At 58.8% G+C, this 13,854-nt stretch carries 5 protein-coding genes; 1 reads left to right on the plus strand and 4 read right to left on the minus strand.

What is annotated here, in order from left to right:
• Nucleotides 1-39: 39 nt before the first annotated feature.
• Nucleotides 40-612 carry a 4'-phosphopantetheinyl transferase family protein gene (locus tag HJA_RS12015; protein ID WP_162177055.1) on the plus strand — a complete coding sequence of 191 codons (573 nt, stop codon included), beginning with the start codon at nucleotides 40-42 and terminating at the stop codon, nucleotides 610-612.
• On the opposite strand, the gene HJA_RS18065 is transcribed toward HJA_RS12015, so the two are convergent.
• The 4 genes from HJA_RS18065 to HJA_RS12035 all read right to left on the minus strand — a co-directional run bounded on the left by HJA_RS18065 (nucleotide 609) and on the right by HJA_RS12035 (nucleotide 13,619).
• Complete coding sequence (locus tag HJA_RS18065; RefSeq protein WP_051597629.1) at nucleotides 609-6,689, minus strand: type I polyketide synthase; 6,081 nt, start codon at nucleotides 6,687-6,689, stop codon at nucleotides 609-611. The two genes, HJA_RS12015 and HJA_RS18065, sit on opposite strands and share 4 nt — an antisense overlap.
• Entirely contained in the window at nucleotides 6,689-8,041 is a 1,353-nt protein-coding gene (locus tag HJA_RS12025; RefSeq protein WP_155839956.1) for an SDR family NAD(P)-dependent oxidoreductase, read from the minus strand. Before HJA_RS12025 ends, HJA_RS18065 begins: the two co-directional genes overlap by 1 nt.
• A 95-nt stretch (nucleotides 8,042-8,136) precedes the next feature.
• Nucleotides 8,137-12,078: a type I polyketide synthase gene (locus HJA_RS12030; RefSeq protein WP_035582770.1), complete on the minus strand. Its 3,942-nt coding sequence runs from the start codon at nucleotides 12,076-12,078 to the stop codon at nucleotides 8,137-8,139.
• Nucleotides 12,078-13,619, minus strand: a complete 1,542-nt coding sequence (locus HJA_RS12035; RefSeq protein ID WP_155839970.1) for a PfaD family polyunsaturated fatty acid/polyketide biosynthesis protein — start codon at nucleotides 13,617-13,619, stop codon at nucleotides 12,078-12,080. The genes HJA_RS12030 and HJA_RS12035 overlap by 1 nt, the downstream gene beginning before the upstream one ends.
• Nucleotides 13,620-13,854: the final 235 nt, after the last annotated feature.

A 13,854-nucleotide genomic window follows, 5' to 3' on the forward strand; every position in this document is an offset into this window, starting at 1 on the left:
TGGTTCTGGCATTCCGCATCGGGGCCTGTGAACGAGGCCGTGCTCTCGGCTAATGAGAAAGCCCGCATTACACGCCTGATGTCGCCCGAAAAGCGGGCGCGGCTTGGCCATAGCCTGAGCCGCCGCCGCGAGCTCCTGTCCAGCCTTTTGGGGGCGCCTGCCACTGACATTGTCATCGCCCACAATCAGGCCGGAAGGCCCTTCCTGCCAGACTTTCCGGATGTCTCGGTCAGCTTTTCAGACAGCGGGGCGGCTAATGCCCTGGCCCTCGTGCGGTCGCGGCATGTCGGGGTGGATGTTGAAACAATCCGTCCAATTGGCTGGCATGCCATGCTTCCCATGCTTTCGTCTGAGGATGAAGCCAGAGAGGTGCGCAACGCTGTCGAGGGCGCAGGGGGACTCGCCGCTTTCTTCTGCTGCTGGGCCGCCAAGGAGGCGATCCTGAAGGCGGCCGGAACGGGGCTGAAGGGCGGTGCACCAAGACTTCGCCTGCCTCAGGCGTTTATCTCAGGTCAGCAGGACCGGTTCAGTCTTGAGCACGATGGCCTGAGCCTGCGGGTGGAGCGTTTCCAGATCGGCGATCTGGTTCTCAGCCGTGCCACATCCGTCTAGCCAAGATCCTTCAGAGAAACACACATCGGTCCGACCTCGTAGACGCGTAGCCCATCCCGCCAGAGGCTGCCCCGGGCGGTGATCAGAATATCGTCTTCCCGGTCATCGATGCTCAGGATTTCCATCACGCTGGTGACTGTTTTGCGCTCCGGCGTGACCTGGCCACGATAGCTCCACTTCATGGGGGCATTCGGTGCCAACGTGGTGAGGTGCGGATGGGTCATGCCTTTCTGCAGGCCCTTCTTCCAGACGAGCTGCGTCAGCGCCTGGACCAGCGCATCGAGCCCCAGGGATCCGGGCTGGACAGGATCCTGATAGAAGTGCGCCTTGAAGTACCACGCATACGGATCGACATGTTGTTGCGCGCGGATCAGGCCAAGGCCCGCTTCGCCGCCATTCGGGTCGCAGAAATCAACCTCGTCGATCATTTTCATCCGGCCGGAAGCGCGCGGCTCCTCCATGTCGATCTGGACCGGTGCCGGTCGCAGATCGAATGCCGATGTGAAGTGAGGTTTGGCCGGAAGGCCCGCCTGCCGCACAAGCGAGGCAGGCGGGAAGAAGCCAAATTGCGTCTTCAGGTCCAGAACCTTGCGGCCATCACCCGTGACCACGTCCACATCAAACGACACAAGGGTCATCGGACCGACCTTGGCGATATTCGTCAGGGTGCTGCGGACCTTCAGCATACCGTCATGACGGCCCACTTCCATATGCAGGAAACCATCGCCCTCGAGGTTGCGGAACCGCAGGGTGCCAACAAGCGCAAAGCCGGAATGGCTGGCGAGCCAGCCGCATGGCTGAAGCGCAATCTCGCACAGAACAGCAAACGGCATTGTGCCATTGACGTTGTCGTCGAAATACCAGGCATCTGCCGGTATGTCGTATTCCGCGGTCATCGTCGCGCCGAGCGTTTCTTCGGCCGGGCGTGTGGTGACGGACGTCACCCGCGAGATGAAATGGTAAGGCGGCTGGGGCAGGCGCGGTACGTTGCCCTGATCGTCGTAGCGGCGGTACATGTCACCGAAGGCTGCGGAGGGGGCGCCGTTTGCACAGTCCAGCAAGGCGGCCTGGTCGCCACGGCTTTCCCGCTCTGGGCCGATCAGGAGCGGCTTGGCGTCGACCCGCGGAGCCGGCCAGTTGCGGCGCATGCGGATGCCGAACCGCGGGCAGTGGAAGACCTTGTGCCCATCGCAGCGCGCCAGAAGGGAGGCGTATATTTCCGGTGTCTCACCATCGATGATTTCATCGATGAAGACTTCATACGTTACATCATGATCCTTGTCCGGAATAACCTGTCCCCGGCAAACGAACTTCGCCGTGTGTCCCGGAATGGGTTCAAACACATATCCATCCCGTTCAACCGTAAGGCCCACAGCCGCCGCATAGAACTCCAGAGTCTGAACTGCTGCTTCCGCCATCAGTGTGCCGGGCATGCAGGGATCTTTGTGGAAGTGGCCGTCATAGAACCAGCTGTTTGCAGGCGTTGCTGCCCGCGCGCGGAGGTAACCCCGTTTCCAGGGCCCGCCCTGTGGATCGAAGGCGATCACCTCGTCGAATAGGGCAAGTTTTCCGTCAGGAATATGAGGGGGATTGGAATGGGCCGCGCAAAGCTCGAAGCCTTTGCCGAAACAGGCAAAGGCGTCGCCCTCGCGGAACGCGCTGACATCTGCAGCCGAGAATTTACGTTTCTGGCTGACGCGCTGTGGGGTAAATTCGACCGGCGTGGCGGTCGGGGGCGCGTCCCTGGTTGCGTCCCAGATCACGCCTTTGCTGTTGGCGAGTTCTTCATCCGTGAAAAAGCCTGCTTGCCCATTGCGCACCGAGAAGGCGAGCCGGCTGGCTGCGTAACAGTCATACTGGAAGAAAAACATCCGGACCCCGGCAAGCTCGGCGTGGCCGGTGATTTCGATCTGGAATTTCAGCGTGTCTTCCTCGGAAGGGAGGCCGCCCTCGTGGAAGGTGATTTCGCACCCGAGCAGGCGGTAGACACGCTCATCCCTGTTTTGCAGGTCAGCGCCCATCCAGCCAATCAGGGTCAGGTCTGCCTGGCCGCATTCGATCAGCGGCCCGGGGCGCACGCGTCCATCATGGACAAAGTCTTTGTGCCCGGAGAGGTCGGTTTCGGTCCAGATGGTCCCGGCGGCGTCTTCCCGGGGTGCCGCATCGATTCCGGTGATCCGGTCGACGAGCAGCAGCGGGGGAGCGGGCAGCCGGACCTGCCGCTCGAAACCGTCCTGGGCGGAAAAATCCGGCCCGAAGAATTCCGACATCTTGCCACGGGTCGACGCCTCAATCGCCTTTCGGTCGCGCACCGGGCCGCTGGGCGAACGTGGCTTGAGCGGCGTCGTACCGCTCGTCACTTTGCGCGGCGGTTCGAGACATTTGTGCGGTTCGGAGGCTTTCCCCGGTGCGGCCGGGATCATGACCTGGTCCGCTATAGTCATGGCATAGTCCGGTATGCGCAGCCTGGGCGCATGAGGAAGAACGTTCTGGACAGGCTCTGGCGGGGCTTCGGCGATCTTGGGCATGGGGTAAGGTACCGGTCTGGTGACGTTCCATTTGCGGCGCGGAACGGTCTCGTTTTTCCTGGCTGCAGCGAGGGTTTCAAGCAGTGGCTTCAGGTCAATTTCGCGGCCATCGGCGTAGAGAAAGGCCGCGGCGTGGGCGATCTGGCCGAGATCGGATGCTTCGATCCGGTCTGTCGCAATAGCCTTAAAAGGCTTATCTTTCAGTGTCTTGGAGAGACTCGAGGTTAAGGTGTCCCGCGGGCCGAGCTCCAGGAAGGTCCGCACGCCATCCTTCCAGGCCTGACGGACTGTCTTTGGGAAGTCGACCGTATCCACTGCCTGCCGCGTCAGCATATCCGCGACCCGATCCGTCTCAGGCTCGTAAGCAGCGTGTATGGCATTGGCATAGAGCCGCACACCAGAGCCCCGGTGCACCTCCCGCGTGTGCAGCCGCCGCCACGTATCGGCAAATGGCCGCATGGCTCTGGCATGCACGATCAGGTGCTGGTTCATCTTTACGCCGGCCTGTTTGCCGAATTCATCACAAAGCTGCTTGCAGGCGTCTGCGGGGCCACCGATCATGCAGTCGTCATCTGTGTAGATGATGGTGATCTCAACGCCGGGGTGCCGTACGAGCGCTTGTTTGATCTGATCGACTGGCGCCTGCAGTCGCCAGTTGGTCCAGTCTGACGGGACATTCGGGCCCCAGGCCTGTTTCGCGGTTTCGAACTCGCCGCCGATATGCCGCTCATACATCGCGGCTTTGGAGATTTCATCCAGCAGCGCGCCGGGGTCTTTCCAGTATCCAAATGAAAACAGTGCGTTGGACTCTCCCAATGAGAGGCCGATCGCGGCGTCAGGCTTCACCTTCAGCAGCTCAAGCCACAGGGTCGAGTGTGCCTGACTTACCAGCGTACCGGCGCACAATTGCTCGAATTCGGTGAGGTTCGACCGAGACAGCAGGGCGGCAATCTCCTCCGCCCGGGACAATTTGGAGAGCGCTTTCCGGATCTCTGGAAATGCCATCAACAAGCGTCTTGCCATGCGCGGATACACGGCCGCAGAGCCGGTAAACATGAATGCCAGCTCACCCGCAGCTTCTCCTTCACCGAAGTAGATGCCTTCTCCAGAAGGGGGCTGGCCTTCCGCGAGCGATTGCGCGGCGGAGGCGCGCAGCTTGTCGAGGTCGTCCGCATCGTGCGCGATTAGGGCAATCCGGCAGGCGCCCCGACCACCGTCCCGGCCGGCTTTCAATGCAGCGGCAAGTTTCCTCCGGCTGGCAGCGGCGGCGTGAAACATGAATGGCGTCGGCCGGAGTGGATCGGGCATGACCTGAGGTGGCTCAAGCGTAAATGAAACCGATGCACCGGCATTCGCCAGATCAGCCGCGACGGACATCTGTCGCTTTCTGCGTTTCAGGGAGAGTGCCGGAACGGCGCCAGACTCCATTAGCTTGTGGCTGTGAGCGTTCAGCAGACACTCCAGCGCGATCTGCACAAGAGGTGCGGCATCAGGGGCCTGGCCGTAGGTCTTGCGGAATAGATCCGTTTCCGGGCGGCCTTTTCTGCTCTTCCAGTCGACCGGGCTGATACTGGCAAGGATCGGATCTCCAGCCGCTTCAGCATCCTCGCGCCGCTTAAGAACAAGGGCGGCTGACGCGTCAGCGGGATGATCCACGCAAAACAGCTCAGCCAGCGCACGAGCACGAACCGGTTCAGTCGCGAAATCCGCAACGGTCACAATGGCGGTAGACAGACGTCTGGTGGTCAGTGCATCCATCGCAAGGTCGAGCGCTGCCAATGCGCTGGCGGGACCAGCTGAAACGGAGAAGCCCATCCCGTGGATGTCCCGCGCGAACGTAATTCTGTTTGCCGTCATATTGGCCATAGCGCCCAGGACGGCGGCGGCATCAAGCTGGGGCGCAACCTCGTCTGGCGACTGCGCCGGATTGGCTTTGGAGCGTTCTCTCAATGCCCAGCGCGCAGAGTCTGCCGCACAGGTCATACCGGCAAAAACGCCTGTTTCTTCAGCCTCATGGGAACTGATGCGACCAAGGGCTTCGCAGACAGAGGATAGAATGGCGAGTTGCTGCGGTTCTGCCTTAGCAAGGTCTTTGGGCGGTGAGCGGGCATAAACCGCATTGGCACCAATTTCCTCCAGCTTTTCCGGCGCTTTGATGGGATGGTTCATCAGGCGTCTGAGAACATTGTCTGTGGTGCAATCGCTGCCAGCCATCACGGATGCGGCGCAGATGACAATCTCCGGAGAAGGGGACGTCTTGATGACCCGGCTGCGGCTCTTCCGCGTGGCCGCTCGGTGCTCTTCCAGAATGAGGTGAGCATTGTTCCCACCAAACCCAAAATTACTGATGGCAGCTCGGCGCGGCTCTCCGGAATTTTTCCAGTTCTGCGCGGCGGTTGGAACGTCCATGGCGCTGTTTTGTACTGAATCCAGCAGCTCACCACTCAGAGGCGTAGGCGGTATGCGTTCCTCATTCATGGCTCCGGTAAGCTTCAGCACGCTGGCAAGGCCGGCAACAGTGATAAGATGGCCGGTATTGGCTTTAAGAGAGCCTAGAAGCAGATGATCAAGGTCTTTGTAGACGGATGTGACCGACGAGATCTCAACGCCATCGCCGACTGCTGTACCTGTCGCGTGGCACTCTATATATTGGACAGAATGCGGATCTATTGCGCTGTCTTGCAGGGCCTTTTGCATCGCACTAGCCTGACCTTCCGCCGCAGGGGCAAGCAGGCCTTTGCGCCGCCCGTCATTGGACAAGCCACTGCCGCGGATTACGCCGTAGACTTTTTCCCCGGCCTCCACATCTTTCAGGCGCTTCAGCACAAGGGCTGCGGCTCCTTCTGAGGGTACAAGTCCGTCCGCGCCTCTAACGAACGGGCGGGATTGCCCCGTAGGGCTGAGCGCGTTCAGCGCCTCAAAGCCGATATGGAGGATCAGGTTGTCTGCCGCGTTAACGCCGGCGACGACGGCACAGTCGATCTGCCGGGCACCAAGTTTTCTGCAGGCAATATCGATGGCGTACAGAGACGATGCGCAGGCGGCGTCCAGCGAAAGACATGGGCCCGTGGCACGAAGTGATTCCGCGATCAGCTTGGCGGGCAGCGCAGAATTGAGAACAGAATGGGCTGGCGGCGTTTCTTCGTGTTTCCAGAACTGAGAAGCGAACGCGACATGACCTGCAGAGGGGTATGAGAGGTTCGCGACAAAAACACCGAGTGCGGACGGCCGTACTTTTGGACGACTAGCGTTATCCCATGCGTCGAGCGTGGCTTTTAGCGGCCAGCTGCAGACAGGGTCCAGCTCATTTGGATTGACGGATTTCAGCTTTGCCTGTCCAGGGTCGAAAATCTGATCGAACCTGCAAATGCGCCCGGATACATATGAGCGACCCTTGGCTGCATTTCCGCGCAGGCCTAACTCCTCAGGGCTGACCGGGCCATAGACGACCCTATTTTCCATAATCAGACGGGTGAGTTCTTCAGGTGTATTGGCGCCAGGCAGAACGCACCCCTGTCCGACGATGGCGACAGGCTCGAATGAATTCATTACTCGCCCCAATCGTCGCCAACCACAAAACGGATCTGGTCATGTGGGGATTGGAGTAGCTGGTCAGCAAATATTCTTGCCCCGTCGGCTTTACCGATGAGGCCGATCCCGCGTTCGGCAAACATGCGGGCCAGTGCTTCGTCGACCATGCCGCCTTGCCATGGCCCCCAGCAGAAAGCTTTCACCTGAGTAGCCGGTAGCTCGCCCGCCAAGTGCAGGGCAACATTGTTGAGCCATTCATTGGCCGCCGCATAATTCGCCTGTCCCTCATTTCCAAATACGGCCGATGCGGATGAAAACAGGGCGATATGAGATAATGAGTTCACATCCAATGATGCCAATATGTTTTCCAGTCCTGAGACTTTTGGGCCAAACACCCTTTGGAAGTCTTCCGGACGTAGAGATTCAGCCGTTCCGTCTGCCAGAACACCCGCGCCGTGGACGAGCCCGGTTATCCGGCCCTGTTCATTCTGGATGTCTTGAAGGGCTGTGTGTAGTTGGTTGGCATCGCCAATATCCGCCTGAATGTACCGGGCTTTGGCGCCCGCTTGTTCAATGGACGCGATCGTGTTGGAGATTTCCAAACTCGCCAGAAGGCGACGGGCATATTTGTCTATCTCCATCGGTTTTCTGGGCATTCCAGGCTGGCCGCTATTGCGCGCAAGCAATCCGCGAAGGGTTTTCAAGTCTCTTTCGAGCGGGAGCCATTCAGGCCAGGGGGTGACGTCGGATCGTCCAAGAAGAATAAATGTGCCACCCGTTCGTCTGGCGAGCTCTGCCGTGCAGTCTGCCGTTACCCCCCGGCCGCCGCCGGAGACGAGCCAGATGGGTTTGAAATCAGACTGTTGCTCGGGGGGTGCAGGGGACAAGTGATCCTCACCCAGAACATCCTGATATATTCCGTTACGTTGGACCGAATAGTCTCCATTGGGAAGAGACAGCGCCTGTATGACTTTGGACGCTACGGAGCCTGGGTTTGTATCTTGTGCGATGGATATGGAGTAGGCCTCAGCGTCCGGACGCTCTTGCCTGAGAGATCGAACCATTCCGGCCGCACCTCCGATTTCCGCTAGAACGGGTGAAGAGGTGCGGCTCAACAGGATTGTTTTTACTCCTGTTTGAACGGCAAGAACCGCTTTCAGCGCGCGATAGTGCCGTTCAGCCGGCTCTATCTGTGAGAGCCCCTCAGTTAGAATAAGTGTCCCGCTTCCTTCTGGCTCATCAATTATGCGGCCAGCGCCACCTGAAGACTCAATTTCTGTCAGGAGTGCTTTGGCGTATTCAGGCGCCGCATTAGTAATCGAGACCGGACCGAAGCTCTCAAGAGAGGCTATCGCTTCGTATGATGCCACTAGAACGGAGCTCAGAACGCGCACGGAATTCGTGTACGGTGTGTTACCTCTATCTGTCCCAGAGGGACGGATCGCCGTTTCTTGCGTTCCGCCCCTTAGGCAAAAAAATCAGCGATCTTTCTGATTGTGCGCAGTTCCACGAGAACTTCCGGATCGACTTCCGGCAAGTCGGGGTGCTGTTCACGAAGAGCAGAAAGAATTTCCACTTGCTTGATGGAGTCAACGCCAAGTTCACCTTCCAGGTCCATGTCGTCTTCCAGCATATCGCTGGGGTATCCTGTTTTGTCAGCAATCAGATCTCTGACGACATCAGTGGTGATGCCAGTGCTTGCTAAGCCGGCAGTCGGAGTTGCCTGAGGCGTCGCAGACGCAAGTTGAGGGGCGGATTTGCTCGCAGGTGCAGACGTAGACGCACCTTCTGCGCCCGCGATCATCTCGGCGATTGCAGAAATGGTTCGCAACTCGACGAGACGCTCCGGATCGATCTCAGGCAGGTCGGGAATTTCTTCACGGAGCGTCGACAGGATCTCCACCTGTTTGATCGAGTCGACACCCAGTTCACCTTCCAGGTCCATATCGGCATCGAGCATGTCTTCCGGATAACCGGTTTTGTCTGCAATGATGGTTCGCACGAGACTGACAGCGTCGAACTGTTCAGCTTTTACGGCTTCTGGCGATTGATGCGGTGTTGCTTCTGTCTTTGGTGTGGTGGGGACTGGCCGCGTCGTTACTGGAGGCGTAACGGGAGCAACCGCCCGTTCTGCAGGTGGTGTCGGAACGGGACGTCGGGCGGGCGCAACAGGCGCCGTAGCGGGTTCTACCTGACGAGGCTGCGGCGCATGGCTGGCAGAAGGCTCAGGCAGTGCTTTGACCGGTTCGCTCTGTACGGCACCTGCGCCACCCATGACTTGCGCAACTGTGTTCAGATAAGCTGCGTGGGCGGATGAGGCGACTTTCAGGAAATCTGCATGGCGGCGCGAGACTTCCATCATGACGCGTTCGGCCGGAGTTTCGCCTGCAGAGCCTGAAGGCTCATAGGATGGAATGGACGGGAACGAGGAATAAGATGAATCCGGCATGGCTGGTTCCTGAGGGCTTGGGGCAGAGAAGGAATGAGAGGATCTGGGTTTGGTCGGAGCGGCTTGGGGATGCTTCGTTTCCGGCCTTGGTGTGATCGGCGAAAGTGGTGTTTCAGGATTGGGGGCGGCGCGACCCGAAGCGCCTTCCGGCGGCGGATAGGGCTTTCCGTAATTTGCGCCTGAGATCATCACCGCGTGTTTTGGCGGAGCCGGTCTTGGCGGCTCGGCAGGCAGCTCATCAAACAAGCTGGCAAAATCAATCGCCACGCCGCACACGGAAAGTGCACCAAGCGTTGACAAAAACTGGGTCACGCCATTTACGCGCTTGTTGTCGAGTGAATAAGCGGTATGCGGCCTTGAACCTAGAACGTCATCCACGAGACCTGTGACGATAGCCCCGGGACCGACTTCAATAAATATCCTCGCACCGTCACTGTACATTTGCTCAACCAGTTCCCGGAAACGGACTGGGGATTCCAGCTGGCTCGCAATTTCCGCCGGTAACTGAGCGGCGGTACATGAGTACGGTTCAGCCGTGGCATTGGCGTAAACAGGCAAACTTGGCTTGCGTGGACGGAGTTTCGTGAGCGCGGCTTCGAATGGCTTCACTGCCGAAGCGACGATCTTTGAATGAAATGCCGTCGCGACGGGCAGGGCGCGGGCCTTGAGAGCCTGCTGTCCGCAGACTTCGATTGCTTTACGAATGATTTCTGATGGACCAGAAAGGACGATCTGGCTGGGCCCGTTGTCATTGGCGAGTACAAGATCCGGGTGAAAGTGTTCCAGCAGATGTCCGACGTCCTCGGCGGCAGCCTGGACAGCCATCATGGAGCCTGCAGTAGAGTTGGCTGCTTCCGCCATCAGCGCGCCGCGATCAACAGCTGCAGTCAGCGCGTTCGCCAGGTTGAACGTGCCTCCATAGTGCAAGGCCATGATCTCGCCGAAACTGTGCCCGGCCGTCATGTCGGCCCTGATACCAGCTAGCTCAAGCAGGGAAAGTTGGGCCAGGGCGACAGCGGCAATAGCGGGCTGCGCGTGTTCCATGGCTTTCAGGCGATCAGTCTGGTCGCCATGCTCAACCTGATCGAATGCAGCGGGCGGAAAAGCTAAACGGTGAAGCTTTAAATCCCCAGCACGTTTGTGCCCCGCGGCCTGGTCCCAGACAGAGCGGGCCGCCGGAAAGCCCATTGCAAGGTCGGATCCCATTCCGACATACTGGCTGCCTTGCCCGGAGAACATGAAGGCGACTTTTCCGTCAGTGGGCGGATCCAGAGAGACGTGGCAGCCCATCTTGAGGGGGCGTTTGCCGATCTCGCCACGCCTGAGTGCTTCCACAACAGAGGAGGCCTTTTCGGAAAAGTCTTGAGGGGAGCATCCGGTAATTGCGGCGCGAGCAGGGGCTGAGCGATCAAAAGCATCTTGTGATTGTGAGGCCCTGAAGGCGAATTCGCTTTCTGTTGTGGGGGGTAAAGCGTCTTCGATTTGTACCGCAAGTGCTTCAGGTGAATCTGCTGAGAAGAGGAACAGTTCCGATGGCAGAGAACGCCAGGGCTTTATCGCGTTCGGACCTGTATATTCCTCCAGCGTGACATGGAAATTACTTCCACCGAACCCGAAAGAGCTGACGGACGCCCGGCGCGGGCGTTTCTTGGGAGAGATCCAGGGGCGGGCTTCTGTATTGAGGTAGAAGACGGGACTATTTTTGATCGCGTCGGCGGGCTCTTCGACTTTTATTGTCGGAGGCAACACTTTGCGACTGAGTGCGTGAGTCACCTTGATCAGACTGGCGGACCCGGCGGCTGCCTTGGTATGGCCAATTTGCGCTTTGACAGAGCCGACGGCGCACCATGGCTCATCCGTTTGATATTCGCCGAATGCGAGATGCAGGCCTTCAATTTCGGCTTTATCGCCGGCCTTGGTTCCGGTGCCATGTGCTTCGACCAGGTCGACTGTAGAAGGATTGTATCCGGCCTGTTCATATGCGCGTTGCAGGGCGCGTGCCTGGCCGTGGGGAACAGGGCTGTAAATAGCCGTTCCCTTTCCGTCGGATGCGCCGCCCAGCCCCTTGATGACAGCGTAAATATGGTTGCCGTCGCGCTCGGCATCATCCAGCCGGCGCAGCGCGAGCATGCCTACGCCTTCACCAAGCATCGTGCCGTCCGCGCGCGTCGAAAACGGGCGGCAGTCTCCTGATGTTGATAGGGCAGGTGTTTTCGAGAAACACATATACATCAGGATGTCGTTTAGCGCGTCCACACCGCCGGTCAGGACGGTGTCACTGTCCCCGGACCGGAGTTCATGCAAGGCAATCTGAAGCGCCGAAAGACTTGAGGCACAGGCCGCGTCGGTGACATAGTTACTGCCTGTCAGATCAAACCTGTTTGCAATCCGTCCTGCAATCACGTTGCCGAGTAGGCCAGGAAAGGTTGCTTCCTGCCAGCCGACATAGTGATCTTCGATCCGGGCTGCGATGTCCTGAACCTGACTCTCGGCAAGACCGGCTTGCCGCATCGCGTTCACCCAAGCGGGCCGCTGCAACCGGCCAGCCATGTGAGCCGTCATTTCGGTCGCCGAAGCAACGCCCAGGATGATGCTTGTTCGCGACTTGTCGATCATGCCGCCGGAGTCGCGCTCGATGTCTTCCAGAGTCATCTGAGCCGCGATCAGTGCGAGAAGTTGAGCGGTGTCGGTTCCCTCCATGGCTTTGGGGGGAATCCCGAAATAGAGGGGATCGAATGCCAACGGATCAATAAACCCCCCTCGACGGCCATATGTACGATCCTTTGTCTTCGGATCTTCGTCGTAATAGTCGTCGATCAGCCAATGCGTTGGCGGAACATCCCTGATGAGGTCGCTGCCTTCAAACAGGTCCCGCCAGAAGCCGGTTACATCGCCCCGGCCGGGGAAGACGGCTCCCAGGCCGACAATTGCAATCGGAGCCGCGTTTGGTTTAGCCATCAGGCAGGCTCCGTTTCAGCAAATTTTTGTGGGACATAGTTAAAGGCGGTGGGGGGGACGGCCACGCCAAGCGCTCTCAACTGGGAAGCGCGCGTGATCCGTGTGGCGCCTTCCATCAGGTTCCAGGCGATCTGCTGAACCGTGCGATTGGCAATGTCTTCCAGGAATGTGCCTGCGACCCATTCGTTGAAGGCGCCTTGGGCTGGGCCGCACCAGATCTGATAATCGGTAACGCGCTTCGGATCGCCTTCACGTGCCAACTGAGCGCCCGAGAACAAGTACCGTCGTGCGACCAGGGCAAGTCGCTTGTTGCCATCTTTGTCGGCTTTGTCCGCCTCTTTCGGATTGACCCGCCGGATATACTCCCGCGTTTCGGTCCATGCCTTATCGAATGGTTCGCCCAGAACATCTTCGACCCAAGCCTGCTCTTTTGCATCAAGCGATTCGAAGGCAGCTCCCGATCTGTAGAGCTGATGGAACTTCTTTCCGCGCATCGCGAAAAGTGTGCCCCGCTTCAGAACCTGTACTTCAATGCCCTGCTCGAACATGTCGGCAGCCGGCGCCATTGCGACATCCGCAGGTCCGGCCTTCGCTAGCATTTGGCGGCCCGCAAGAGACAGACCTGACTCAACTGCGGCCTGATTGATCGAACCGGTGAGCACATAGGCCGCTCCCATTGCGAAGGCCGCCGCAACGGCTTGCGGGGTCGCAATGCCTCCGGCCAGTCCGATCCGAACTGTTTCGGGATCAATGCCAGTCTTAGCGGCAACACGGTCGCGTGCGGCGCATATGGAAGAGAAGAGCGGCGCTGCTGAACGCCGGTCGGTGTGTCCACCGCTATCGGCTTCTGCGGTGATCTCGGCAGCGACAGGAACCATCGCTGCCAACTCGGCCTGCGCTTTGGTGATGGCTCCGGAAGAGACAAGATCACTCAGGATCTTTTCTGGCGCCGGTGACAGAAACTGTTCGGCGACTTCGGCACGCGAAACCTTTGCGAAGACGTGATTGACGCGGCGGATTTTCCCTTGTGCATCGCGCTCGAGCCCCAGCGCAGTGTATCTCACAATTTCCGGCGAGAGGCGCATGTAAGCGGAGGCAGATACCCGGCGGACGCCTTCGCGAAGGAAGAGGTCCACAACACTCGCCTCATATCCTGGTTGCTGGGGAGTATGGATGAGGTTGGCGCCCCAACTGATCTGGTGTTCCGAAAGTCCGGCTTTGATTTCCCGGATACCGCGTTCAATTTCTTCTACAGGCAGCCCCGCACTTCCATAGAAGCCGACGCATCCCGCCCGAACCGCTTCGACAACCATACGTGGTGTCGTAATGCCGCGAGCCATCTCTCCAACGACATAGTTGAAACGTATGCCATGCGTTGTTGAAAAGGCCCTGTCGCCCAACCATTCAGGGTAAATCGGGGGCAAAACCGTCGATTCCGGAGCAGCGCTTTGTTTCGCGACGCCGATTTTCACCTCATTCTCGGAGAGCACCAGGCTGACCGGGAGGCGTGGGTTTTCAATGATCGTGGTGCACACGTTCATCACTCAAGACACTTCTTGCCATCTCACTGCACAATTCTAGGCAGTTGCTATTTAAAACTATACGAACGGGATACGCCCGCGACCGAAAACCGGTGTTTCACAGTTTAAAGGCCAGACCATTCTGAGTGCCCTTTGCCTGAATCTGTAATGTTTTCGATTATTCCGACATACCGGCAAGTTCGCGTCCCTGCAAAGTTTTTCATTTAGTGAGAGAACGATCAGCCTGATTTGCGAG

Origin of the sequence: Hyphomonas jannaschiana VP2 (assembly GCF_000685215.1) — a bacterium.
GTDB classification, from domain to species: Bacteria; Pseudomonadota; Alphaproteobacteria; order Caulobacterales; family Hyphomonadaceae; genus Hyphomonas; species Hyphomonas jannaschiana.